Origin of the sequence: Desulfatitalea tepidiphila (assembly GCF_001293685.1) — a bacterium.
Classification (GTDB): Bacteria; Desulfobacterota; Desulfobacteria; order Desulfobacterales; family Desulfosarcinaceae; genus Desulfatitalea; species Desulfatitalea tepidiphila.
The window spans coordinates 646,274-671,577 of the sequence record NZ_BCAG01000001.1 but is presented as its reverse complement, the minus strand read 5'-3'; the positions used below and the strand labels follow the sequence as shown (position 1 = coordinate 671,577).

Here is a 25,304-nt window from a genome sequence, read left to right as displayed (position 1 = left end):
TCAACCGATATTGTCCATGGCGGTAATGGTTTAGAGCGTTACCTATGTTTCTGTCGCAAAAAGGGGGATCTGCATGAAAGCGCTTGTGGTCGATGATTCACTGGTCGTTCGAACAATCATCCAAAACGCCGTTAAACCGATTGGATACGAGGTTCTCCAGGCCTGTAACGGCAAAGAGGCACTGGACCTGCTGGCCACCCACGGCCCTTCGGTCGACCTCGTGCTGCTCGACTGGAACATGCCGGTACAAGACGGCTATGAAACCATCAAACAAATCAAGGCCAACGATGCCTATAACCATTTATGCATTTTAATGATTTCCACGGAATCGGAAGACGATAAGGTGGACCAGGCCCTTTCGGCGGGCGCCAATGGTTACCTCGCCAAACCCTTCAGCGAGGAGGAGTTGGCGGCCAAGATCAAGACCACTCTTGCCGCGTTCAAATCCAAATAGGGGTCGATGACGGCCGTCGACCAAACAGCGGCGCAGCAGGCATAAAGAATAAAATGCAGACGGTAGTGCCGCCCCAAACACCGAAGGTCCATCGACATCGGAGATCACGATCTGGAGAGCAACCATGAAGAACATACTTTTAGTCGATTGCAACGCCGAGGTCACGAGAACCGTTGCAAGCCTGTTATCGGACACCTGTAAAATTTCCAATCGGGCCTTTGGCGACGACTTCGCACCCGGCAGTGCCGGCATGATCATCTTGGATGCCCAGGGAGGCATCGATACGCCCGCCGACAAAATATCCAGAATCAGAAAAGCTTGCGCCTTCAGGGCGATCCCGATCATTGTCATTAAAGACGGCGACGACCTGGCGACCATCGAACGCTTGCTCAGCGCCGGCGCCACCGAAGTGCTGTCGCTGGATGCCCCCGCAGCCGCCTGCCGGCAAATTCTCCAGGGCCACTTGATTCCGAACCGGACACCCCTCGAAAAGGAGATGGCCTATTTGACCCCCTTCATCGAGAACACGGTGACCGTTCTGAAAAAGATGGCCTTTGTCGATGCCACCTTCCGCGAAGTCTACTTTTCCGATGTGTTGCGCACCTATGGCGACATATCCGGGATCATCGGTCTGTCCGGCACTTCGGAAGGCACGGTGGCCGTCACTTTCTACTGGGATCTGGCCCGCAAGGTGATCGCCAACATGATGAAAGTGACCGAGGACAAGATCAACGCCGAATACATTCACGATGGTGCCGGTGAATTGATCAACATGATCAGCGGCAGCACGAAAAAACAGTTCAAGGGAACGCCGTTTCACTTCGACCTCTCCCTGCCCACGGTGGTGGTGGGTTCCGGCCACCAGTTGGGGCACCCCGAAGGATCGAGCATCGCCGTTCTCATTTTCGATGTCGGTGAGCAGTCGTTCGTTCTACAAGTGTGCCTGAAACCCAAAAAGGAAACCAAAGAGCAGGCCGGATCCGTTGAGACCGAGGCGCAGTAGGCGTTTTGCTAACCCAGAGGGCAACCAGCGGCTGAATCTCATGAGTGCCACCAACGATATCCTTTTCATCAATCAAGACGAGCGCTTCCGGGCAAGTATGATCCCGTCGCTGCAGGCCGCGGGATACACCGTGCATGCGGCCACCGCCATGAGAAATGCTTTGTCGATCCTGGCAACCCATCAGGTCGGGCTGATCGTCTGCGACAAGGCCCTGGACGATATCGGCGGTTTGGAGTTTCTCGGTTTCATCAAAAAGGACCCGCTCCGGGAAAACATACCCGTCATGTTCCTGGTGCCGTTGAAGGATCAGGGGCGGCCGCTCAAACTGTTTGAACTCGGTGCCGTCGATTACCTCGTCTATCCGCTGGATTCGGATATGCTGATCGGCCGGATCGGGGAGGCGTTTCGATCGCCGTCCCGAACCCCTTCGGCCGAAAAGCCGGAGACCGTGCCCTCGGGTCCGATCGGCGAAACCGCCCCGGCCGAACCGCTGGCAGCGACGCCGGTCGACATCTCCACCATCGGCGTGGAGGTCTCCAGAGACGGCCTCCTCTGGATGCCGGGCAACATAAGAGGCTTCACCGACCAGAGCATCTCGATCCAGACCTCCCTCTTCGGGAAGAAGGGGGTCTCGCTGATGATCCGCTTCAAGCAGCCCGAAGGGGTGTTTGTGGTCAACGGGCGCATCGACACGATCGTCTTCGATGATTTTCAGAAACCGGCGGACATCGATATCCTGGTCGAACAAGACGACTCCTGGCGGCGCACGTACCATTGGCTGACGCATGGCGGCGATGCTGCGCCCGACGCCGCACCTCCCGGTGAAATTAGCGAACCCGCGCCGGTTCAAGGCGCTTCCGAGATCGAAGCCACCATTGCGCTTTTCCTCGAGGAAGACGATGCCAACGAGATCAGCGGAGAACAGCTGCAACAAAAGGCGGCCAAAAAGAAACAATCTTATGACATCCGATTCTATCACAGCATCATCGGAAAACAGCTGGACAACTACCGTGTCATCACGCTGATCGGCGCCGGAAGCATGGGTGGTGTCCTGCAAGGATGGGATGTGGCCCTGGAAAGAGAGGTGGCGCTCAAGATCATTTCGTTTGAATTGTCGTCCAAAGAAGAGTTCCGCGAATTGTTCGTCAAGGAAGCGCGGGTGATCTCCAAACTCAATCATCCGAACATCGCGCAGATATACAATATCGGTTGCAGCAGCGACATTCTCTACTATGCCATGGAGTTCGTCGATGGCATCACCCTCAAGGATGTGATCGCCAGGTACCGTAAACTCAGCCTTCAGAAGGGGCTGGCGGTCCTGATCACCGTCTGCAAGGCCCTGGAAGTGGTGTATCAAAACAGCATCGTGCACCGGGACATCAAACCTGCGAACATCATGATCACCCATTCGGGGGCCATCAAACTCGTCGATTTCGGGGTAGCTCACAGCAGAGACTTCAAACCGTCGGGCAAGCATCGTATCATGGGAACCCCCCTTTACATGTCTCCGGAACAGATCGCCGGGTTGACCCTGGACCATCGCAGCGACATGTACTCCCTGGGCGCCACCTTCTACCATGTCCTTTGCGGCGCACCGCCATTCAATGCCAAGGAGATCAATGACGTGCTGGATCAGCATCTCAATGCTTCGATTCCGCCGCTGTGGAAAAGAGATCCCAAGATTCCATCCCAACTGAGCGACGTCATAGATAAAATGATGGCAAAAGATCCCAATGACCGGTATCAAAGCTTCAAGGCGGTTGCCGACGAGATCTCGGGGTTGCGCACCAAGGCGACCCCCAACAAAACTTGAAAGGCGGCTTAAAAACGAATAGGACCCTATCCGGAAACCATCGCCCCGCCTTAATCAACGCTTGATTTCCGGCGCCGCGGAATTATGATGGCGTATCGATGAAAGTCGTTCCAACCAAGCTGTCGCGGCAAACACCGATACCCCGCTCCCCGAGCGGGCCACAAACGCCAAGCGGGTTACGATCATGGCCGAAAACGCCGAGCAGATCTGCCATTCATTATCGGAGAGTGAACCCGATCTCCTCGATCTGAATGCGTTAAGCCACGAGCAGCTGCGTGCCTGCGTCGATGTCAGCAAGTCCATCACCGCCGAACTGAATCCAGCCCGCCTGATTCCCACCATCATGGAAAAGGTGTCCAAGCTGCTGCCGTCCGAGACCTGGTCGCTCTTTTTGCTCGACGAAGCCACCCAAACCCTGAAATTTGAAATCAGCATGGACATCGACCTGGAAACGGTCAAAAATTTTCGTCTGGCCCTGGGACAGGGCGTTGCCGGAAAGGCGGCCCAGTTGCAGCGGCTCCTGGTGGTCGGAGACGTGTCCCAATGCGAATACTTCTTCGATCAGGTGGACGGCACGACGGGCCGGCGGACCGAGGCATTGATTTGTGTGCCGATTCTCTATGCCGGCCGCACCCTGGGGGTGCTCGAAGTGGTCAATCCCAAACGGATGGATGCCGCTATGCTGATGCAGCTGCGCCTGCTTTCCGACTATCTGGCCATCGCCATCGAAAACACCCGGCGCTACCAAGTGATGGAAGAGCTGGCGGTCCGGGACAATCTGACCGGCCTATTCAACCAGCGCTATCTCTACCCCACCCTCAAACGTCAAATTCTCAGATGCCGCAACGCAGGGCATCCCCTGTCGCTGGTCTTCATGGACATGGACAACTTCAAGGCCGTGGTCGATCGCCTGGGCCATCTCAACGGCAGCCGCGCACTGAGCGAGGTGGCCCAGCGCATCCAGGCCTGCATTTCCGAACCGGCCTTCGGCGTGGCTTACGGCGGCGATGAATTCGTGCTCGTTTTACCGGAATTCGGTCGATCGCGGGCGGTTCAGCTGGCCACGGAGGTGCGCCGCTCGGTGAAAAACGCCCCCTACCTGACCCGCTGGGGCCAACAGGTCTCCCTCACGGCAAGCTTCGGCGTGGCCACCTTCCCCGAGGATGCCGACGACAGCACCGCCCTGCTGGCCCTGGCCGACAACGCCATGTTCCGGGTCAAAACCACCGGCAAAGACCGGGTCAATGCCCGCGTGTTGAAAGCCGTCGACTAGTCGCCGTCTCGATTCGAGCCTGGCGGTCCTGTGTGGAAGGGATGCTTTGCAGGTTCATCAACTCGATGGATTCCCAAAAGCCGCTTTGGATGGCGCCGTAAGAAGTTCAAGATCAAGGCGCGCGAAATTCCGTGTCCTGAGGCCTACTGGTCGTACGCCGCAAGGACCACGGGATGAGCGCAACGCAGATATCGGGCTTCTTACGGTGACGTCACGATTCGACTTCCCGCCCAAACGGCTTCACCACCACGATCAGCCAGGGCAGCAGCGTCAGGGCGGCGATGATGGCCACCAGCATGGCCAGGCCGGTTAAGAGTCCGAAATAGATGGTCGGCCAGAAGTTGGAGAGTGCCAGAATGGAAAACCCGATGATAATGGTCACCGAGGTATAATACATGGCGTGGCCGATGCTGCCGTGGCAGCGGTGCATGGTCCGGTAGTAATTGCCGTCCGTCTTGATCTCTTCCTTGAAGCGGTAGATGTAGTGGATGGTGTCGTCGACGGCGATACCCACGCTGATGGCGGCGATGGTGATGGTCATCATGTCCAGGGGGATGTCCAGCCAGCCCATGACACCGATGACCGAACCGGCTGACAGCAGGTTGGGAAACAGGGCGATGAGGGCCAGACGGATCGAGCGGAACAGCACCATGAACATGACGAACAGCACCAGGGCGACCAGCCCCATGGTTTGGATCTGGGAAGAGAAAAGGCTCTGCAGCATGTTGTTGTAAAGCACCATGGTGCCGGTCAGATGGACCCGTTCGGCGGCCAGTCCGAGCTGGTCGACGAGGTCATGCTTGATTTTTTTCAGCAGGGCATCCCGGTTGAGGTCTTCGAGCGAATCGATGATGCGCACCGAAAAACGGGCTTCGTTCGCTTCGATGGAAAGATAGGGCTCTAATATCAGCTCCTTGTATTTGTCCGGCAGCTTGGTGTAGAGCACAGCCATGGAGATGCTGTCCAGGGATTTGCCGTCATTCAAGTTGCGGCCAATCTTCAGCAGCGTGGCCAGGCTGAGCTGCTTGCCGGTGGCCGGCAGACTATCGATGTAGTCGTGCACCGCCTCGATGGTCTCGAGACGCTCGTCGAAAAACCAGTACTTGTCATAATCCTCGACCACCTCCTGGTCGTAGGGATTGAGGAGGTCGTCCACCTCCTCATCGGGCTGGGCGAACTGCTTCAAATCGATATCATCGAACTGAACGATCACGTCCAGCGGCGTGGTGCCGCCCAGTTTCTTGTCTATCAGCGCCATGCCCTGATAAATCTCGGTGGAGGTCTTGAAATAGTCGATGAAGCTGTTCTCCACCCGCAAACGTGAAATGCCGACCACGGTCAGCGCGGTGATCACGCATGTGGCCAGCAGGATGATCGCGCCGTGGTGCTGAGTGAAGCGGGCCGAGGCGGCGGTCAGAAAATGACCGGCATGGCTGCCCTTTTCCGTGGGCAGGCCCCGCTTTTTGGCCAGCATGACCGAGGCCGGGAAAAGAACGAAGGTGAGCAGCAGGGAAAGCACCAGGCCGACGCTCATCATCCAGCCGAAGTTGATGACCGGTTTGATGTCGCACATGACCAGTGAGCTGAAGCCGGCGATGGTGGTCAGCACCGCGTAGAGACAGGGCACGAACTTGGTGCGCACCGTGTCGTGGACGAGCGCGCGCTGGTCCCTGGTGGGATCGGTGCGATGAAATTCGCGGTAGCGCACGATGAGATGGACCGTGAGGGCCAGGGTCATGATCAGCTGCAGGGAGATGAAGTTGGAGGAGATGACGGTCACCTCCCATCCGAAAATGGCCAGGATGCCCATCATGGCAATGACCGAAAGAAAGCAGCAGAGCATGGGCAGGAGGACCCAGAGGAACCGGCGGAAGATGAGTCCCAGCATGAGCACCAGCAGCGCGAAGACGCCCATACCGAAGATCTTCAAATCGTTGCGGACGAAGGAGATCATGTCGTCCTGGATCATACTGACGCCGCCGAGGAACAGATCGGCCTGATCGCGGTAGCGATCCATGATGGCCCGCACGGTTTTGATGTTCTCGTGCTGGGCGGTGCTCATTCGCTCCATGTGGCGGTCGATCTGCAGATTGACCACGCCGAGCGCCTCTTCGTCCGCTTCGCTGAGCGCATCATCCGCCTTCTTGTCCAGCAGGACATTGCGCTCCTTGAGCAGGGACTGATAGTGCGCGTCGGTCTCCAGATTCACGATGATGGCCGTGGTCTTCAGATCTTCACTGACCATCAAATTGCGGTAAAACGGGCTTTCGGCCAGCTCTTTGCGGGCCAACGCCCGATCGGTGGCCGATGACTCGAGGGTGCGGATGCCCTCGGAGACTTCGGCGTAGGACATGGGCGGGCTCTGAAACAGGGGCACGTCCAGCAGGGTCAGGACCGAGGTGACCAGGGGCAGCCGCTTCAACTCGTCGCGCAATCGACCGACGGCGGCCAGGTTTTCGTCGGAGAGCAGGTCCCCCTGCTTCGGGGTGTAGGCGATCAATAGGAAATCGGTGGCCCCGTAACGCTCCACCACCTCACGGGAGTACCGCAGGTCCCGGTCGTTCTCCAGCAGCAGGGTTTCGGCCGAGGCGTCGATGCGAAAATCTTTGGCCTTGTATCCCAATGCGGCGATGATGGCCAACAATACAAGGATCACCGCCAGGGGATGATCCAGCACGAGCCGGGTATACCAGCGAAGGGCGGCTTCAGAAATCTTTTTCATGGGTCTCCATCGGCTGCACGTTAAGGCCAGGATACATCATCGGATGCATCATCGGCGCGGAAAAGCCTCCAAACGGCCCGAGACAAATGCCCCCGTTTATATACGTTCGACCCGGCGGGGTCAAGACAGGAGGGGAATAGCCAGCGATTCCAACTAAATGCGATGCAACAAACCCGGCGTGGATGGACCAGGTGGCCGATGCCACACGCCAAGCGGTCAACTGCCGCTATGAATGCACGGCGGGCGGCCCAGAAACTCGCTGCGCTCAAACAGTCTGGGCCGCTTGACCGCCGTTTGCATTCAAGCGGCACTATTGACCGCTGGCGTATGTGGCCCTGGCCACCTGCTCCACCCACGCCTGCCATGTCTGCTGCGATACGATTCTTTTTATGAAACATCTTTTGGAAAGCATGCCCTTCAGGGTGAATCCCATTCAGTTCGAATTGCTGGAGAATAGCGCTCCGTTTCAACGTGTTATCACTTCCGGCGAGGCGGCATCTGCGGGGCTGGGAGGGGCGTGCCGGGTTTGTCGGAGCTGCGGGTTATAAGGTATGGACAGGAAAGCGCAGGTATGATTAAACAAGGACCGTTTATTGGTCATTTTGAGACATCCATTCCGGTTTGTCACATTTTTGAAAATCCATATCACCAATGCCCGTCCACAAACAGGCCAATTGGCTATTTGTGGATGGGCATGAACTATCAATTCATCAGGAGGAGAGACGAATGGTTGCGATTACCGAAGCCGTATCATTGGAAAAGCAAGGGGAGATCGCCCTGTTGTGGATCGACAATCCCCCGGTCAACGCATTGGGGCACCCCGTACGAAAGGGCATGGCCGACGGCATCACCATGGCGATGAACGATGACGACATCAAGGCGATCGTGGTCATCTGCAAAGGCCGCACCTTTTGTGCCGGCGCCGATATCCGCGAATTCGGCAAACCGCCGCTCGAGCCGCATCTACCCGACGTGTTGAACACGTTCGACCAGTGCTCCAAACCCATCATCGCCGCCATCCACGGCACGGCTTTCGGCGGTGGACTGGAAACCGCCCTGAGTTCCCACTTCCGGGTCGCCGTGCCCAGCGCCCAATTCGGGTTGCCGGAAGTCAAACTCGGCCTGTTGCCGGGCGCCGGCGGCACCCAACGCCTGCCGCGCCTGATCGGTCCGGAAAAGGCCCTGCCCATGGTCGCCACCGGCAACCCGATCCGCGCCGACAAAGCCCTCAAGGAGGGCGTCATCGATGAGATCGTGGCGGGTGATCTGGCCGAAGGCGCCATCGCTTTCGCCCAAAAAGTCCTGGCCGAAAAACGGCCCATGCGCCGGGTCAGCACCATGACCGAAAAAATCGACGAGGCACGCAACAAACCCGAAATCTTCGCCGATTACCGCAAACAGCTGGCCAAGACCGCCCGCGGCTTCGAAGCACCCGAAGCGTGCGTCAAGGCGGTGGAAGCGGCCGTCCACAAGCCGTTTGCCGAAGGCCTCAAGTATGAGCGCGAGCTGTTCCAGCAACTGATGAGCGGCTCCCAGTCGGCGGCCCAGCGCTACTACTTCTTTGCCGAGCGCGAAGTGGCTAAGATTCCCGACATCCCCAAAGATACGCCGCTGATCGATATCAAGAAGGTGGGCGTCATCGGCGCCGGCACCATGGGCGGCGGCATCACCATGAACTTCGTCAACGCCGGCATCCCCGTGACCCTGGTCGAGGCCAAGCAGGAGTTTCTGGACCGCGGCCTGGGCGTGATCAAGAAAAACTACGACATCAGCGCCTCGAAGGGCAAGATGACGGCCGACGATGTCAGCGCGCGCATGGGCCTGATCAAGGGCACCACCCACATGGAAGATCTGGCCGACGTGGACCTGGTCATCGAAGCGGTCTTCGAAAACATGGACTTGAAAAAAGAGATCTTCTCCAAGCTCGACGCCATTTGCAAGCCGGGCGCCATCCTGGCCACCAACACCTCATACCTGAACGTGGACGAGATCGCGGCCATGACCCAACGGCCCGAGTATGTGCTCGGCCTGCACTTTTTCAGCCCGGCCAACGTGATGCGCCTGCTCGAAGTGGTGCGCGCCGCCAAAACGTCGATCCCGGTTCTGGCCACGGCCATGGCCATCGCCAAAAAAATCAAGAAGATTGCCGTGATGGTCGGGGTCTGCCACGGCTTCGCAGGCAACCGTATGTTCTCCCAGCGCCGCCGTGAAAGCGAGAAGCTGATCCTCGAAGGCGCGCTGCCCGCCCAGGTGGACAAGGTGGTGTACGACTTCGGTTTCCCCATGGGTCCCTTCCAACTCTATGACCTGATCGGCAACGACCTGGGCTGGAGCAAGGAGACCTCCACGGGCGATTCGATCCGGGACCTGATCTGCGAGCAGGGCCGCTTCGGTCTCAAGGCCAGCAAAGGCTACTACAATTATGACCCGGGCAGCCGAGTTCCCAAACCCGCGCCCGAAGTCGATCAACTGATCGTCGAATTTTCAGAGAAAAAGGGATATAAACGCCGGGGGATCTCCGACGAAGAGATTCTGCAGCGTTGTATCTACCCGATCATCAACGAGGGGGCAAAAATTCTGGAAGAAAAAATCGCGGTGCGGCCGAGCGACCTGGATGTCATCTGGATCAACGGCTATGGCTGGCCCCTGTACCGCGGCGGCCCCATGTTCTATGCCGACCTGGTCGGACTGGACAAGGTGCTCGACGTGATGAAGAAGTTCCAGGCCGAACATGGCGATGACTTCAAACCCGCCGCCCTGCTGGAAAAACTGGTCAAAGAAGGGAAGAAATTCGCTTCCTTGAACTAGAGATGCCCATCGTCAAGCGGGTGGCATCCATCCAAAATAGATAGGGGCGGGCGTAACGCCCGCCCCTCGTTTCGTACTATGTTCACGCAACAGAAGTCAAACTTGGATGGGTTACTAAACAATTAGCGCCGACCGGCGCCGTCAAGCTTTCGTCGAACCGGTATCAGAAGACTCTTCCATTTTGAAGGAACCCGCCTGCTGCTCGATCGCCTCGCTCGAAGTGAGCAGCAATCGAATGATTGCGCAGGCCTTGTCAATGGCCGGTGAGCGCCCGCTGATCACGTCGCTGTACAAGATCCCCTGGTTGGCGAGGATGAAGATTTCCGCCAGCTTTTCCGCCGGTGAATGCAGCTGGATATGCCCTTGCCGCTCCTGCTCCCGCAAATGTTCGGCAGTGAGCTTGATGATACGCTGGCTCACGCCGCTCGTAAAGTTGGTCAAAATGCGAAAGGCGTAGCTCGGGTCATCTTTAATGAACTGCTGCATGGGTGGAAAGGACAAGATCGATGCCATGAAACTGCGGTGCACATTGACGATATGATCGATCCCATGCCCCGGGGTTTCCCGAACGGCGCGTTCGAATGCCGGCCCTGTCAGCGACCAGAAAATCTCGTCCATCAAAAGGTCTTTTTTGCCCACCCAGCGATACAGCGTGCCGCGGCTGACGCCGATCTCTTGGGCCAACTGTCCGAAACTGATCTTTTTGCCCTCCAACCATCGCCGGCGTGCCAACTTGAAGACTTCCAGAGGAGTGGCCTGGGGACGCTTGGAATTGGCCAGGGCCAATGCAAGTGGGGTCTTCTCGGTGTTATCGACTTTACTCACCATCGTCTCGCAATCCGTTCTTTTTGTTTGTCGAAGAGGTTTCGTGCGCTGCGCCTTTCCTCTCATCCTTTGTTTCACGATCTCGAATATGTCAAGGGGGCCTTGCCCGAGGCTGATCCAGTTAGCGGGCGCTGTCACAAGTGGTGTACAATTTATGGAAGTTTCTTTCAATGATTTTGTATGCCTTTTGAATTTTAGCGGAATTTGTCATTTCCCATGACAACAAGGCGGGCATGTGTCGCAGACCCGGTTCATTCGATTTCCCCTTGTCATCGCCCGGGAGCGAGGATACAACAACACAAGAAGTTGCATCTCAGATTGGCGCGCAAAACGCGCGAGAGGAGTCACGATGTCCTATCTGGTTCAGGGGAAAAAGGGCGAGCAACGGCTTTTCATGGGCAACGAAGCCATCGCTCGAGGGGCCTTGGAGGCCGGTATCTCCGTGGCCGCCGGATATCCGGGCACCCCGTCATCCGAAATCATCGAAAACCTGGCCAAAGTTTCCAAGGAGCGCCATCTCTACGTGGAGTGGTCGGTCAACGAAAAGGTGGCCCTGGAGGTCGCTGCCGCGGCATCCTTTGCCGGCCTCAGAGCGCTTTGCGTGATGAAGCAGAACGGGGTCAACGTGGCCTCGGACTTCCTGTTGCATCTGGCCGGGTCCGGCACCCGCGCCGGCCTGGTCCTGGTCCCGTGCGACGACCCGGGAGCCCTTTCCAGCGTCAACGAGGGCGAATCACGCCATTTCGCCCGCCTCGTCGAGATCCCCCTGCTCGAACCCGGTAACTTCCAGGAAGCCAAGGAGATGGTCCGATATGCCTTCACGCTTTCTGAAGAACTGCGCACCCTGGTGATGGTCCGCAGCGTCACCCGACTGTCCCACGCCAGCGGCAACGTGACCCTGGGCGAATTGCCGCCGACCGGCAGCAAGGCTTACTTCAAACATGATGGTTTCATCCTGGATCAGATGGAAGGCGCGGTGATCAGCTCGCCGGTGGAGTACAAGCACACGCTTCAGCAGGAACGTGTTCAGAAAGCCGCCGAACTTTTCGAAGAGAGCCCGTTCAACACCTATTGCGGCCCGCCCGACCCCGAGGTGCTCCTGATCACCAGCAGTGCCTGCAACCTCTACAGCAAGGAGGCGGTCCGCTTGCTCCAGGCCGAATCGCGGGTAGGCATTCTCAAGATGGGCACCACCTGGCCCCTGCCGCCCCGTTTCGTGGAGCGCCATCTGCGTATGGCCGACACGATCCTCATCGTCGAGGAGGTGCTGCCGTTCCTCGAAGAGAGCGTCAAGATCCTGGCCGCCGAGTTGGCCCCCACTATCGGCGTCAAAACTTTCTACGGCAAGCGCGACGGCACCATCCCCGCCACCGGCGAAATGAACCCGGATCGGGTAGTCCAGGGGCTGGCCAGGGTTCTGGGTATCGACTACCAGCCCGTGTCCGAGAGTTATGCCCAAAAAGCCCTGGAATCGGCTTTTTTCGGGGCGCCGGAGCGCGACCTGACCTTCTGTCCCGGTTGCCCCCACCGTGCTTCGTTCTGGTCGATCCACAACGCTCTGCAACTCGACCATCGACAGGGGTTCGTCTGCGGCGATATCGGGTGCTACTCCCTGGCCATGCGCCCCACCGGCTATGAAACCCTGAAAACCCTGCACGCCATGGGATCGGGAACCGGTGTGGCCAGCGGCTTCGGCATGCTCCGGGAGTTCGGCCTCGATCAGCCCGTGCTGGCCGTCAGCGGCGACTCCACCTTTTTCCACGCCGTCATGCCGGCCCTGGCCAACGCCGCCCACCACGGCGCCAACATCACCGTTGTGGTGCTGGACAACAGCGGCACGGCCATGACCGGATTTCAACCCCACCCCGGCCTCACCGTGGACGCGGCCGGTAAGGCGGTGCAGGCCCTGGACATCCGACGCATCTGCGAAGCCATGGGCGTCGAGGTGCGCCAGTGCGATCCCTTCGACCTGGCCGCCACCCAGGCCGCGCTCCTGGAGCTGATCTCTTCGCGGCAGGGTCCCAACGTGCTCATCCTCAAACAGCTGTGCGCCCTGAGCCCCGAGCGAAAAGGCAAACGCAGGTTCAACATGCACATCGTCGAGACGATCTGCATGGGCGAAAATTGCGGCTGCAACCGATTGTGCACCCGGGTCTTCAAATGTCCGGGGCTGATATGGGACAAGGTCAAAAAGGTTTCCCGCATCGATGATGTCATTTGCGCGGGGTGCGGCGTGTGCGCGTCGATCTGCCCGGCCGGAGCGATTCAAAAGGAGGCGGTGTAGCGATGAACGGATCGATGACGGCCCTGGCGGCCGACCCTTACAACATGATCATCACCGGCGTGGGAGGCCAGGGCAATGTCCTGGCCTCGCGTCTGCTCGGCAACATGCTCATGGCCCAGGGACTCAACATCACCATCGGTGAAACCTTCGGCGCCTCCCAGCGCGGCGGTTCGGTGATGAGCCACCTGCGGGCCTCGACCTTCAACGACCTCTCCCCCCAGATCCCCAAAGGCCGGGCCCACCTTATCGTCTCCCTGGAGCCCACCGAAGCACTGCGGGTCCTGAAGGATTACGGCAGCGAACAGGTCCACGTGTTGTGCAACATGCGGCCCATTCATGCCATCGCCGTAATCAGCGGCGAGGCCCAATACCCGGAGGCCGAACAATTAAAAGGGTGGATCACCGATCTTTCCCATACCGCCTGGTTCCTCAACGCCACAGAAACGGCTATGGAAATGGGCAATCCGATTTTCACCAACATCATCCTGGTGGGCGCCTTGTCGGCCACCGGCGTGCTCCCCCTGGACCGCGACATTTTCGAGGCGACCATCACCCGCATGGTGCCGTCGGATAAAATCGCCAAAAACCTGGAAGCGTTCGACAGGGGAAAAGAGCTCATCGAAAGTTAAAAGATGAGCTTCATTTTGGCATAGACAAAATCCCTATCCGCGTATTGGCCGAAGGTGGTCGTATCCCCGCCCCCATCGAAGGCCACGGCGCCGATGCCCGCCTGGGCCCATGACAACGGTTTGTATGTTATTTCAAAGTGATGGCGCTGGTCTTCGTCCTGGAAAATGAGCATGTAGCGATACCATATCTCCAATTTCGAATCCAACCACGCGTAGCGCAGGTAGGCGGTCATGCCGGTCTGGGATTCGGAGGCGACCATTCGCGGATCGTGATCGAAGATATGGCTCCCCAGCAATTGAAGATTGAAAAATAGATTGCGAATGAACAGGTCGCTCTTGTCCAGGCCGACCACATACTGGAGCTGATCTTTCTCCACGTTTCCGCGGGGTGTTTCCAGCAAGAGGGTGGGATCCTGCTGCCAATCCAGAGCGAACCAGGCACCGCGAGATTGATAGGCGGCCTCGGCCCGCAGCACCACCGCACCCAGGGTGCGTTCCACGTCGGCGCCGAACAGGGTCATGCGAGGGTAGGTGGCGTTGATGGATTGGGGCACGATGGGAAGCCCGAAATAGGGATCCGGCCCCAGCCGGTGGATCCCGTAGCTCGGTTTGGGGTCGTAGCCGTGAAAGGCGTAGAGGGCCAGGTCCGCCTTGAACAGTGAAAACATGAAACGGCCGCCGATACCGGCGTCGGCCGACCATGCGTCGGGTTCGTCCTCGCCGTCGATTCCGATGCCGGCGCCGGTCAATTGGCGAAGCAGCGCCGGTTCATAGTAATCTCCGGACTCCGGGGTCTGGCTGGCTTCGAAATAGGGGGACCAGAAACCTTCGAAGCGTAATCGTCGCGTGAACTGCACGTCGAGGAACGTTCCAATGCGCCCGGTCTTTCGATCGTTCAAATTGTAGAAGTACAAGGCGTTCAGATCTTCCGGGCAAACCCGGTCGATGGGCCTCACCTCGTCGCCTTTGCCCCAATAGAGGATTTTCTTGCCGATGGTGAGATCCACATAGCTGACCGCGCTCGGGCGAAGTTGATAGGTGGCGAAGAGCTCCCGCAGGTCGGTTCTGGCCTTGGCATCCTTTTCCAGGTCCTGGTAGTCCAACCGGAAGCGGCCGGCCATGCGGATGGCGCCGATGTCGCCCCATCCCTTCAGATCCAACCGATCGGTAGTGTGCCATTCGTGGTCATAGTCATTGGGGGCCCACAGATGGGCGACCAGCTCGCCTTCGTAATCCAAGGGAAAGTTCTTCCGGTCGACCGCCGGCGCAGTGGCGGTATCGCCTGCGCCGCTCGATTCGCCCAGCAGGTCCTCCATGTAGTCATCTTCTTCGCCCGCTTCCGCCGTTTCGTTTTCGCCCTGGTTCGAAAGGCTGGAAGCCATCCGGCGATGCGATCCCGGACTGGCTTCGGATGCCCAAAGGTTTGGATGGGTCATCGTCAAAGCTGCGATCAGGGCCAGAAGAAGAACGAGAGAAAACGCCCGGCAGGGCTTGCCGCCTAAAACGTCTCTTTCCATGCGGCCCCCAATTTTTCCTTATCGAAATCCAGGGGCTCGACGCCGCTGTCCACCTCGGCACGAACCACATCCAGGATGGTGGTGTGATTTTCCAGCAGGTCCTTGGCCACGGTTTTGAACGGGAGATGAATGGCGCCCACGGGTCGCACGTCGCCGGCCACAACGACCCGCTGCAACTTGTTGTCCCTGTTGTAAATTTTCATCTGCAGGGGGATGAAGGTCTCCTGGTCGAACCAGGCGATCCTCTTGGGAAAGCGCGCGCCGTCGGCCTTGGCCGTGGCCGTCACCTTGTAGCAGGCGCGCCCGGCGAGCGTGGTGTCGCTGCCGCGCTTGTAGGTGTAATCGTCCAGCTTGATGCCGCCCAGATCCTCATTGGTGAAATCGGTGTCTTCGAAATTGTTCTGGCGATCCTGGGAAGCGATCTGGCGGGGCCGGCCGATGGCCGGCACATACAGATACTGGTCGTTGTTTTCGCCATGGGTTTCGATGGTCAGGAAGGTGAGCCCGCGCTTCAATGAATCGGTGAATCGAAACACGATGCGGCTCAGATCGTTGTCGATCCTCTCCTTGATGATCACCTTGCGAGTATCACTGACCGCCTCGCCGGATTTGAGGGTCATCCGGGTGTAAATCACCAGGTCCCGCTCCGGTTCGTTGAAATCATCGGCAATATCGAAGATGCGGCGTCCATCCTTGTCGGCCGTCGCCGGGTCATAGGGGCCGATGTCAGCGGCCTGAGCGGAGACGCAATACGTCAACATCAGCAGCAAGAGAATCAAGCTTCTTTTCATGAATCACTCCTTATCCATTGATGAAGTTAAACGAGATCGGTCGATCAGCGACAATACCGCCGGCAGCAGCGTCAGGGAGCCGGCCGAAGATGTGATCATGGTCAGGGCGATGAGAAATCCCAGATGCACGAGCGGCACGAAGGTGGAGAACATCAGCACCGAAAAGCCGGCGGCCACGGCCAGGGCATTGATGCAGATCGATCCGCCGGTGGTGTCGGCCGTTTGGACGACGGCCTCTCCGTGGCCATGGCCGGCCCGGCGGTATAACCGGTATCGGTTCAAGTAGTGGAGACCGTAGTCGATGCCGATGCCGATGGCCACGCAGGCGGCGATGGCCGTGGCGGCGTCCAGGGGAATGTTAAGCAGCCCCATGACGCCGAAATTGATGCATATGGCCATGCAGAGCGGCAGTATGGAGAGCAGGCCGTAGACCAACGACCGCATGATCAGGGTGACGAGCACCAGGACGATCACCACCGACACGGCGATGGAACGCATCTGGCCGCTGACGATCATTTGCTCGGATTCGACGTAGAGTGCGCCGATGCCGGTCGTGTGCACCTGCACGCCGATGCGCTCCAGGTCTTGACCGAGCGGGCCGGCCAGGAGTTTCTCGATGGTGTGCAGGATATCCCGCGTGACTTCGCTCGACGCGGTTTTGATCTGCAGCATGAGCGCCGCCCGCCGCTTTTCTCCATCGATAAAGGCACGCGTATCATCCCGCTGGAACTTGTCGATATAGGATGCCAGGTGGGCCTTCAACGCTTGATTCGATCGATCGCCGGCCAGGTCAGAAATCCCTGGAATACGGTAATAGGCCGGATCGTTGAAATAGAAGGCCTGGTTCATCTTGCGAATCAGGTCGAGGACGGAAAGCGTCTTGCCCACTTGGGGATATTGCGCCTTGATGGTGTGCCCCAGGCGCTCCATAGCGTCCAGGACCAGCGGATCGAGCACGCCGTTGGCTTCGGAAGCGGTGAAAATGATGCGCATGTCCACGGTGCCGGCGAAATTGCCGTTGATAAACGTATCGGCCGCGCGGATGGGGGTGTCCTTCTTGAAAAACGCAATATTGTTCATCTCCACGCGGAGCCCGGTCACGCCGGCAATCGAACCCAGCACCACGAGGACGGCCAGGGCAATCACCTTTTTCGGATGCTGGTAGGATATGCGGCTGATCCCACGGATCAGGCGGCCTGACAGTCGGCTGCCCAAGCCGGCACCGGCGCCGCGCTGGTGAGCGGGCGCCCGCACCCCGAAACGGATCAGCAGGGCGGGGATCAAAAGCAATGAAACGAGCAATGCGAAAAAGACGCCCAGCGCCGTAAACAGGCCGAAATCCCGCAACGGCACGATGTCGTTGAAGACCAGGGAGACGAACCCGGCCACGGTCGTCAACCCGGCCATGACCACGCCGCGCCCGGTGCCGTCGAGGGTATCGGTCATGGCCGCGCTCGGGTCGGACGTCCCGGCATGGCGATGAACGAAGTAATAGACCAGGTGGATGCCATAGGCCGATCCAACGGCCACCAGCAAAACGGGCATGGCGGTGCCCACAACGGACAGGGGCACATCCAGCAGCGCCATGACGCCCATGCACCAACCCACGGCCAACAGGATCGTGATCATGGGGTAGAGCACGCCGGCCGGATTGCGAAAGGTGCAAAAGAGAAACAGCGTGACCACGACAAATACCAGGGGCAAGAGCCGCACGATGTCCTGGCGCATGTTCTCCGCAACGGCCTGATCGACGATGGAATAACCGGCCATGTGCACCCCATAGCGGCCGTCACCGAACAACTGCGTCACCTCTTCCTTGACGCCCTCGAGCAGCAGTTCGCGGTTGGGCTGATCCAGATTCGGCGCGCTGCGCACGACCACGAGCAGACTCTTTTCGTCCTGGCTGTAGATGCCCTCCTGGAGAAACGGCCAGGCGCGGAGACGCTGCCGTATTCGCGCCATGCTGTCGGTGGTGATCTCCCGGGGCACGAGGTCGCCCACACGAATCTGTTTGGGCGCCTGGACCAGGGCCTCGCCCAGGGCCTGGACGGCTTCAGGGGTCAGTGCACCTGCCAGAGAGGACCAGAAGGCTTCGGAAATGTCCGCTGGTTTGGGGCGCGTCGCATAGTATTGCAGGATGGCATCCGGACCGACGGCGCCGGCTTCGAGCATCTGCGCCACGAAACGCTCCAAGTCCGGACCGCCTGGAATACCAAACGGCGCCACCGCCTCGGCGATGCCGCCATAATCTGTGAATTCTGGCCAGACCGTGTCGGTTTCGGTCAGGGCCACCACCTTGTCGACCCAGGTGTTTTTGAAATGGCCGCGCCGGTCGGTGGTCTGATGGGCAAAGGCCGCCAGGTCGCCCGGAAAAACGGGATTGGCTGCGGCCAATGCCGCCAGGCGGTCGGCCAGTCCCAGGGAGAAACGATCCGTGTCGTCGACCGTCAGTAAAGCGGGCAGGCTGTCGCCGATGACCTCCGCCAACTCCGTTGGCTCGGCCAGCAGTTCTGTAAGGAGCTGGGGTGTAAAATCGGGATCTGAAGAGAGGCTTTGCAGTATCCCTGCCAGGGCCAGGGCGTGCTCCGACGACAACCCCCAGCGAAGCCCCAGTTGGTGCGCCGGTATGCGCAGATTGAGCGCGCGACATCTCGCCGCCAGCTCGCGGACCCGCTCGAGCAGGTCGACCCGGTAGATGCCGTCCGTGGATTGAATGGCGATGGCGATGCCGCCGGCATTGCCCAGAAGTTCCTCGGCATCCAGATAATGGTTCTTTGCCGCGTTGTCTTCCGGGAGCATGAACATCAGGTCATTTTGAATGACGATCTTTGGAATCGCCCAGATCGCGGCTGACGAAAGCCCGAAGACAAGTAAAATGATAAGCCAGAAGCGTTTGGCCAGCGGCATGATCCAAGCCGACATGCCGTCTGATGTAACAGGATGCTTTTGATTCGAATCGATCCGGTCTGTATCGAACGACTGCTCCGATCGAGTTTCCATGGTCACTCCTGAGTCCGCAACAAGCTGAATGGGCGATCCGCTGAGATGGGGGTCATAGCGCCGTGGACAGACCGACGTCTGTTGCCCGGTCGCTGGTCGTGCTTTGTCAATCGGGAATCGGTCGCTGTTTGGTCAGCCCGCCGAGGATAAAATCGGTCATTCGGCGGCTCAGGTTATCGATGTCGATATGATGCTTGACCCGCATGAAGTAAAACAGACTGCTGTCGAAAAGACCGATTAAAAAGGCGGCTTCGGTTTCCGCGTCTTCGAAAGCGATATGCCCTCTTTGTTGCCCGACGGGCAGGTAAGCGGCGATTCTGCCGATGAAGTCCGCATAGATACTTTCGTAGATCCCCCCGAACTTCCCGGCGTAACCGCTGCCTTCGACGAAAAGCAGCCGGGCCATCTTGTAGTTGGCCGTGAAGAGGGTGATCAATTCATGGATGAACCGATGCAGGTCCCGCCGGATGTCTTCTATCGAGGCGCCGGTGAACATATCGGCAGCATCGTCCAGCAGGCTCATGAACATGGTTTTGAACTCCGTGCAGATGTAATGAAAAATTTCTTCCTTTGATTTGAAATAGATATAGAAGGTGCCCTGGGCAACGCCGGCCTTGGCCACGATGTCCGAGATACGGGATTTCTGAAACCCGTTTTCATGGAACACATCGATGGCCGCCGATACGAGCTGCCGTTTCGTTCTCTCCTGTTTTCCGCTCATTTCGGGATCCTATCCTCTGCAAGCCTAATCGGCGGGAGCCGCCTTGCGGCTCACTCCTAAAAACTGACTGACGCGTCATTCATATTACGGTCCCTCCCGCCGTGTCAAGGCGAATCTGGGTGGCCCGGCAAGGCCAACGGGCGAAACGCATCGAACCCGGCCCAACCGATACCAGTGGCCACCTCACACCCTCTCGTCGCAGGGACAGAAAAAATTCGTTTCAAGAAAAGTTCAAGAAACGCCGCTTATTGCCGAAAAAGAGATGAAAGGGAGATGACATCAAAACGGAAACTATGATGGACAGAACCGCGTTGAAGGATCCATCGGCGTACAACAACGTCGATGTTTGCGACTTGAACGACGTCCTGGGGGGAACCCCCATGGCCACCTTTATGGTGAACGCCGAAGGCCGGGTTACCCATTGGAACCGGGCCTGTGAAATGCTCACCGGTGTTCGAAGCGATGATATCATCGGCACCTTCAAACATCGGGAGGCCTTTTACACCGAATCCCGGCAGGTATTGGCCGATCTCATCGCCAGCCATGCCGACCCCGCCCAATTGATCACGCATTATGGCGGCAAATGCAGACCCTCACCATCGATAAGGGGGGGCTACGAGGGTGAGGACTTTTTCCCCAAGCTGGGCCGGCATGGGAAATGGCTCTTTTTTACGGCAGCCCCCTTGAAAAGTTCGGAGGGCACCCTTCTGGGCGCCATCGAGACGATTCAGGACACCACATCCAATCACGCGGCCGAGGAGGCCATTCACTCCAGTGAAACCCAATATCGCCACCTTTTCGAATCGGCCAACGACGCGATTCTGGTGATCGAAGCCGGCCGGATTGTCGATTGCAACCGAATGGCCCTGGATCTTTTCAAAAGCTCGGGAACGACCCTGCTCGGGCGCTCCATTTTAGACCTGTCGCCGCAGTGTCAGCCCGACGGCGTAACTTCCAAGGATCACATAAAAAATAGGCGAGACCTCTATAATAAAAAAATGCTCCAGTGCTTCGAGTGGCGTTTCCTAAAAATGGACGGCACCTGGTTCGATGCGGAGGTGAGCCTTTCACAGATCGATGTGCTCGAAACGCCTCAGCTCCTGGCGATCGTTCGGGACGTCACCGAAAGAAACAAGATCGTCCTTACCCTCATGCAACGGGAAAAGGAGCTCGAAGAGAAGAGCCGCTACCTGGAAAAAGTCAACCAGGCCCTGAAAGCCTCCCTCGACCATCGCGAGGTGGAAAAACGGGCGGTGGAAGTCAATATGCTCGTGCACCTGAAGCGCTATGTAATGCCCTATATCGAAGAACTGGACAAATGCCAGATCAGTGCGGATGCCAGGGCGTACATGCGTATCATCGAGACCAACCTGAACGACATCGTATCCCAGTTTTCCACAAGCAAGTCCTCAAAATACCTCGATTTTACACCGACCGAAGTGCGCATCGCCGATTTTATCCGCAGCGGCCGGAATACCAAGGAGATCGCCGGGCTATTGGGCATGTCGCCGAGTTCGGTGCAATGGCATCGCAAAAATATCCGCGACAAGCTCGGATTGGTGAATAAAAAGAAAAACCTGCACACCTACCTGAGTTCCTTGAACGAGTAGCCGCGAACGGTTCAAACCGGTTGGCCGGGTGTTTTATCCACCCATTTTCCACCCCATTGTTTCCTGTTAAGCGATTCCGTTTTCAGCCGATATTTCCCCTGCGCCACGCGATAAGAACAGACCATCAAGATTGGAGGCACCACGCCGATGAAAGCAAACGATCCTATGTCACTGCATGAACCATATCAGAATGGCAAAATCATTCTAGATGCCCTTGAGGGCGTTGTCCGGAATCTATCCATGATCAATGCAAGCCTGGAAATATTGCTCAGCACCGATCCTCCCGAATTTGTGAAGCCCGATTTGATCAGAGCTTATGAGGCGGAGCGGCACGCCAGCCAGATTGCCCGCAATCTGACGATATTTTGCCATAAAACGTTTTAGTCTCTCGATTTGACTCGATATTGGAGAATCGCTCAACGTTGATCCAGAACAGTCCTGACCTTGACCGCCAGCTCTCGTAGAGAAAAGGGTTTCTGAATGAAATGGTCCTTGTCGTCCGATACGCCCCGGTGAACCACGACGTCGGCGGTGTAACCGGACATGTAAATATATTTCAACCCCGGACGCATCGACAGCAACCGCTGCGTCAATTCACTGCCGTTCATCTCCGGCATCACCACATCGGTAATGAGCAGGCCGATGTCCACGCCCTTTTCCTCGACCAGACGAATCGCATCGCCCGGCGTGGGCGCTGACAAAACAGTGTAATTCAAGCGCTGGAGCATCATCTGGCCGATCTCCCGGATAGTTGTATCATCTTCGACCATGAGAATGATCTCGCCCCGGCCGTGCGGGATCTCTTCTGAAGCTGTTTCCTGCTCTGCAGCAGCAGCGGCGGCCTGCTGCGGCAGATAAATATTGAAGGTCGTTCCCCATCCCGGTTCGCTCTCCACCTGGATGAACCCGTTGTTCTGTTTGACGATGCCATAGACCATGGCCAATCCCAGCCCCGTGCCCTGTCCCACGCCCTTGGTGGTAAAAAACGGATCGAAGATATGCGGTAGGGTCTCCTGGTCTATGCCCGAACCGTTATCTTTAACGGAGAGTCGAACGTAATCGCCGGCAACACAATCGGGATAGAGTTCGCAAAAGGCGTCGTCCACTGACACCGTGGCGGTTTGGATGGTGATCTTTCCCACGTCCGCTATGGCATCCCTGGCATTGACGCACAGGTTGGCCAGGATCTGATCGAACTGAGTGGGATCCATATAGACCATGAAACGGCCCTTGCCGGGCATCCAGGTCAGCTCGATGTTCTCACCGATGAGCCGGCGCAACATCTTGAGAACGGCTTCCACCGATTCATTGAGGTCGAAGCGCACCGGCTCGACGCGCTGCTTGCGGGCAAAGGCCAGCAACTGCCGGGTGAGATTGGCCGAACGCTGGGCCACATCGAGAATTTTCGCCAGGTTCTGGCGGATCGGATCGCCGGCATCCGTCCCATCCATCACCAGTTCGGTGTACCCGATGATGGCCCCCAACATGTTGTTGAAATCATGGGCCACCCCGCCGGCCAGGACGCCCACGGCCTCAAGTTTTTGAGCCTGCAACAACTGCTCCTGGAGTTTCTGACGCTCTACCTCGGCGCGTTTCCAATCGGTGATATCGACGAAACTGACCAGGTAACTCTCTCCGATCAAACTGGCGCCGATCAACATCTGACGCACCGCTGCGTCCTTGCAGGTCACCTGATATTCACCGGTGGCGATGTTTGAACGACTGACGAGTTCCTGATCGACGGCCTGACGCAAGTCCGATGCGACCTTTCCGCGGTAGTCCGAGTCTGGAAAGGCAACCGACAGAAAAGCATCGGCGGTTGGGACCTCGTCCAATCCGTAGCCCAAGGTCTGAATAAACCGCTCATTGACCTCGACGATGCGCCCATCCGCGGCAATCTCGACCAGCGGCAAGGGGGCCATCATGAAAAGCGAACGAAAGCGTGCCTCGCTCTCTTTCAGCGCTTTTTCGGCCCGCTTTTTTTCGGTGATATCCACGGTCATAGACAGGACCTGCTGGTGCCCGCCGACATCGAGCAACACCGAGGAGAACATGATATGCGACTCACTGCCATCCAATCGGCGGATCGAGGTCTCAAGATTATTGACAAACCCTTTCTTCCTGAGGGTATCGACCACCTTTTCCGTCTCTTCGTCGCTTATGGCCGCAAAATCGCTGGTTTTGAATGTCGATAGTTCATCCTGGCCAATACCCCGATTGGATAGAAACGCCTGGTTGGCGGCCAAATACCGCCCGTCTTCAGGATCGCTGATGGTGATGGCATATGGGGCATGGTCGAAAATGGCGCGAAACCAGGCCTCGCTCTGGGCCATGCCGGCCTGGGCGTCTTTCAGGGTCTGAATGTTGATATCCAATCCGATCAGGCGCGAGGGAACGCCGTCCGGGTCCCATTCCACCGCCCTCCCCTTGGAAAGCACCCAACACCAGCCGCCCTGCGCCTGCCGGAATCGAAATTCGATCTCGTAGGGCTCCCGACTGCAGGCCGCGATATACTCCCGATAGTGATGCTTCACCATCGGGCGATCTTCGGGATGCATGTAACTTTGCAGCTCCTCGACTGGTTCTTCTCGTCCTGCCCCGTCGTAACCGAGCATGCCGAACCACTGCCGGCTGAGATAGACGACCCGCCGATTCGGGTAGTAGTCCCAGATACCGGCCTGGTTCGCCGCCGTGGCCATCTTCAGCAGTTCGCCCTGTTCCAGCAGCGCTTGTTGCGCCATTTTCAGGTTGGCCACCTTTTCCTTCAACCGGCGCAGGAGAAAGTAGCTGACGATCAGGAGGCCGGCCATTACCACCGCCACGATCACGTTGATGATGCGGAGCAGGCGGCGCGCATTGGGATCCAGCCAATCGCCGATATCCAGCGATATCCATCGGTCGCGGATCGCCTCCATTTCACTTTCCGTGATCGTGTCGAGAGCTTTCTGGAGGGCGCTATAAAGCAACGGATAGTTGCGGCTCACCCCGATGCGCCACTCGAAGGCGTAGTCGGTGTTGCCGGCCACCCGCAGATTGGGGATGCCTTTCTTTTGAATATAGTAGGCGGCCACGGCCAGGTTTTCCACGAAGGCGTCCACCTGCCCGAATGAAACCGCCTGAAGCCCCTGGGGCACATCCGGCATGGGAACGACTTCGAACCGACCGGATGCGTCTTGGCCCAGGTAGGTTTGGGTGGCGTATCCGGCAACCACGGCCACCCGCCGCCCTTCGAGGTATTCTATGCGCTTGCCGCCGACAAAAGCTTCGGCGGTGATGATCACGACAGGCACCACGGCGTAGGGCGTTGTAAAAAAGGCATAGCGCTCCCGGTCGGCGGTGCGCACGATGGTGGGGGCAATGGCGCAGGCCCCGCTTTCCAGGGCCGCCAAATGCCGATTCCAGTCGTCGGAGGCCTGTTTGGGAAAGACGACCCCGAGGCGTTGCTCGACCAGGGCCATCACATCCGCGCCCATGCCTGTGAAGGTGCCTTGGTCGGAAACGAATTCGATGGGTGGAAACGAGGTATTGAAAAAGAGTACGGATTCAGAAGCATGCGCGTCGAGCCAGGCCCGCTCCTCGGGGGTCAGCCCGACGGCCCGGGGATTTTCGGCACGTGATGCCATGGCCGATGTAAAAGAAAACACGAGGACCAGCAGCAACGGAAGAAAAGCGTATCGTTCGTGCCTCATGCCTCTATACTCTCCTTCATCGTCCGATGGGGACTGGCTTGCCCCCAATTCTGCCACGTCGTTGAAATGAAGCGGTCAATTGATCCCGGTCATCCAGAGGTAAATAGGGAAAGAGGTCGTGTGAGCGCCGTTGGATTGAATCTACCATAGCACATCGCGATCCGT

16 protein-coding genes are annotated in these 25,304 nt (G+C 58.1%); 9 read left to right on the top strand and 7 right to left on the bottom strand.

The window, feature by feature from the left end; all coding sequences use genetic code 11:
• The first annotated feature begins 73 nt into the window (after positions 1-73).
• The 4 genes from DFT_RS02910 to DFT_RS02895 all read left to right on the top strand — a co-directional run bounded on the left by DFT_RS02910 (position 74) and on the right by DFT_RS02895 (position 4,543).
• Positions 74-454 carry a response regulator gene (locus DFT_RS02910; RefSeq protein ID WP_054029726.1) on the top strand — a complete coding sequence of 127 codons (381 nt, stop codon included), beginning with the start codon at positions 74-76 and terminating at the stop codon, positions 452-454.
• A gap of 124 nt (positions 455-578) precedes the next feature.
• Positions 579-1,457, top strand: a complete 879-nt coding sequence (locus DFT_RS02905; protein WP_054029725.1) for a chemotaxis protein CheX — start codon at positions 579-581, stop codon at positions 1,455-1,457.
• Positions 1,458-1,497: 40 nt separating this feature from the next.
• Positions 1,498-3,270 carry a protein kinase domain-containing protein gene (locus tag DFT_RS02900; protein ID WP_054029724.1) on the top strand — a complete coding sequence of 591 codons (1,773 nt, stop codon included), beginning with the start codon at positions 1,498-1,500 and terminating at the stop codon, positions 3,268-3,270.
• Between the two features lie 184 nt (positions 3,271-3,454).
• On the top strand, positions 3,455-4,543 hold the full coding sequence (locus tag DFT_RS02895) for a GGDEF domain-containing protein (RefSeq protein ID WP_054029723.1): 1,089 nt from the start codon (positions 3,455-3,457) through the stop codon (positions 4,541-4,543).
• 211 nt (positions 4,544-4,754) lie between these two features.
• Here DFT_RS02895 and DFT_RS02890 read toward each other — a convergent pair whose 3' ends face one another.
• The gene (locus tag DFT_RS02890; RefSeq protein ID WP_054029722.1) at positions 4,755-7,265 is read right to left on the bottom strand and encodes an efflux RND transporter permease subunit; all 2,511 of its coding nucleotides are present in this window, start codon (positions 7,263-7,265) and stop codon (positions 4,755-4,757) included.
• Between the two features lie 726 nt (positions 7,266-7,991).
• Here DFT_RS02890 and DFT_RS02885 point away from each other — a divergent pair.
• Positions 7,992-10,073, top strand: coding sequence for a 3-hydroxyacyl-CoA dehydrogenase NAD-binding domain-containing protein (locus tag DFT_RS02885; protein WP_054029721.1), 2,082 nt, complete (start codon positions 7,992-7,994; stop codon positions 10,071-10,073).
• Positions 10,074-10,214: 141 nt separating this feature from the next.
• Here DFT_RS02885 and DFT_RS02880 read toward each other — a convergent pair whose 3' ends face one another.
• A complete protein-coding gene (locus DFT_RS02880; protein ID WP_152971839.1) occupies positions 10,215-10,898 on the bottom strand; it encodes a TetR/AcrR family transcriptional regulator in 684 nt (227 codons plus the stop codon).
• 349 nt (positions 10,899-11,247) lie between these two features.
• Between DFT_RS02880 and DFT_RS02875 the strand changes: the two genes are divergently transcribed.
• Together DFT_RS02875 and DFT_RS02870 are read left to right on the top strand one after the other, a co-directional pair.
• A complete protein-coding gene (locus tag DFT_RS02875; RefSeq protein ID WP_054029719.1) occupies positions 11,248-13,182 on the top strand; it encodes a thiamine pyrophosphate-dependent enzyme in 1,935 nt (644 codons plus the stop codon).
• A 2-nt stretch (positions 13,183-13,184) separates the two neighbouring features.
• Complete coding sequence (locus tag DFT_RS02870; RefSeq protein WP_235506160.1) at positions 13,185-13,811, top strand: indolepyruvate oxidoreductase subunit beta; 627 nt, start codon at positions 13,185-13,187, stop codon at positions 13,809-13,811.
• Here the strand turns inward: DFT_RS02870 and DFT_RS02865 are convergent.
• From DFT_RS02865 to DFT_RS02850, 4 genes are all read right to left on the bottom strand, one after another.
• Complete coding sequence (locus DFT_RS02865) at positions 13,808-15,328, bottom strand: DUF1302 family protein (RefSeq protein ID WP_054029718.1); 1,521 nt, start codon at positions 15,326-15,328, stop codon at positions 13,808-13,810. The two genes, DFT_RS02870 and DFT_RS02865, sit on opposite strands and share 4 nt — an antisense overlap.
• Entirely contained in the window at positions 15,310-16,119 is an 810-nt protein-coding gene (locus DFT_RS02860; protein WP_054029717.1) for an outer membrane lipoprotein-sorting protein, read from the bottom strand. The genes DFT_RS02865 and DFT_RS02860 overlap by 19 nt, the downstream gene beginning before the upstream one ends.
• 3 nt (positions 16,120-16,122) lie before the next feature.
• A complete protein-coding gene (locus DFT_RS02855) occupies positions 16,123-19,119 on the bottom strand; it encodes an efflux RND transporter permease subunit (RefSeq protein ID WP_054029716.1) in 2,997 nt (998 codons plus the stop codon).
• 106 nt (positions 19,120-19,225) lie between these two features.
• Entirely contained in the window at positions 19,226-19,840 is a 615-nt protein-coding gene (locus DFT_RS02850) for a TetR/AcrR family transcriptional regulator (protein WP_054029715.1), read from the bottom strand.
• 296 nt (positions 19,841-20,136) lie between these two features.
• On the opposite strand from DFT_RS02850, the gene DFT_RS02845 reads away from it, so the two are divergent.
• Both DFT_RS02845 and DFT_RS02840 read left to right on the top strand, forming a co-directional pair.
• Positions 20,137-21,450: a PAS domain S-box protein gene (locus DFT_RS02845; RefSeq protein ID WP_054029714.1), complete on the top strand. Its 1,314-nt coding sequence runs from the start codon at positions 20,137-20,139 to the stop codon at positions 21,448-21,450.
• A 147-nt stretch (positions 21,451-21,597) separates the two neighbouring features.
• Complete coding sequence (locus DFT_RS02840) at positions 21,598-21,834, top strand: hypothetical protein (protein ID WP_054029713.1); 237 nt, start codon at positions 21,598-21,600, stop codon at positions 21,832-21,834.
• 32 nt (positions 21,835-21,866) lie between these two features.
• Here DFT_RS02840 and DFT_RS02835 read toward each other — a convergent pair whose 3' ends face one another.
• Entirely contained in the window at positions 21,867-25,139 is a 3,273-nt protein-coding gene (locus DFT_RS02835) for a PAS domain S-box protein (RefSeq protein ID WP_054029712.1), read from the bottom strand.
• Between the last annotated feature and the right edge of the window lie 165 nt (positions 25,140-25,304).

What these genes read in the sequence shown, in the direction of transcription:
- DFT_RS02910 (WP_054029726.1), top strand. Translation starts at nt 74, where the DNA reads ATGAAAGCGCTTGTGGTCGATGATTCACTGGTCGTTCGAACAATCATC.
- DFT_RS02905 (WP_054029725.1), top strand. Translation starts at nt 579, where the DNA reads ATGAAGAACATACTTTTAGTCGATTGCAACGCCGAGGTCACGAGAACC.
- DFT_RS02900 (WP_054029724.1), top strand. Translation starts at nt 1,498, where the DNA reads ATGAGTGCCACCAACGATATCCTTTTCATCAATCAAGACGAGCGCTTC.
- DFT_RS02895 (WP_054029723.1), top strand. Translation starts at nt 3,455, where the DNA reads ATGGCCGAAAACGCCGAGCAGATCTGCCATTCATTATCGGAGAGTGAA.
- DFT_RS02890 (WP_054029722.1), bottom strand. Translation starts at nt 7,265, where the DNA reads ATGAAAAAGATTTCTGAAGCCGCCCTTCGCTGGTATACCCGGCTCGTG.
- DFT_RS02885 (WP_054029721.1), top strand. Translation starts at nt 7,992, where the DNA reads ATGGTTGCGATTACCGAAGCCGTATCATTGGAAAAGCAAGGGGAGATC.
- DFT_RS02875 (WP_054029719.1), top strand. Translation starts at nt 11,248, where the DNA reads ATGTCCTATCTGGTTCAGGGGAAAAAGGGCGAGCAACGGCTTTTCATG.
- DFT_RS02870 (WP_235506160.1), top strand. Translation starts at nt 13,185, where the DNA reads ATGAACGGATCGATGACGGCCCTGGCGGCCGACCCTTACAACATGATC.
- DFT_RS02865 (WP_054029718.1), bottom strand. Translation starts at nt 15,328, where the DNA reads ATGGAAAGAGACGTTTTAGGCGGCAAGCCCTGCCGGGCGTTTTCTCTC.
- DFT_RS02860 (WP_054029717.1), bottom strand. Translation starts at nt 16,119, where the DNA reads ATGAAAAGAAGCTTGATTCTCTTGCTGCTGATGTTGACGTATTGCGTC.
- DFT_RS02855 (WP_054029716.1), bottom strand. Translation starts at nt 19,119, where the DNA reads ATGGAAACTCGATCGGAGCAGTCGTTCGATACAGACCGGATCGATTCG.
- DFT_RS02850 (WP_054029715.1), bottom strand. Translation starts at nt 19,840, where the DNA reads ATGAGCGGAAAACAGGAGAGAACGAAACGGCAGCTCGTATCGGCGGCC.
- DFT_RS02845 (WP_054029714.1), top strand. Translation starts at nt 20,137, where the DNA reads ATGGACAGAACCGCGTTGAAGGATCCATCGGCGTACAACAACGTCGAT.
- DFT_RS02840 (WP_054029713.1), top strand. Translation starts at nt 21,598, where the DNA reads ATGAAAGCAAACGATCCTATGTCACTGCATGAACCATATCAGAATGGC.
- DFT_RS02835 (WP_054029712.1), bottom strand. Translation starts at nt 25,139, where the DNA reads ATGAGGCACGAACGATACGCTTTTCTTCCGTTGCTGCTGGTCCTCGTG.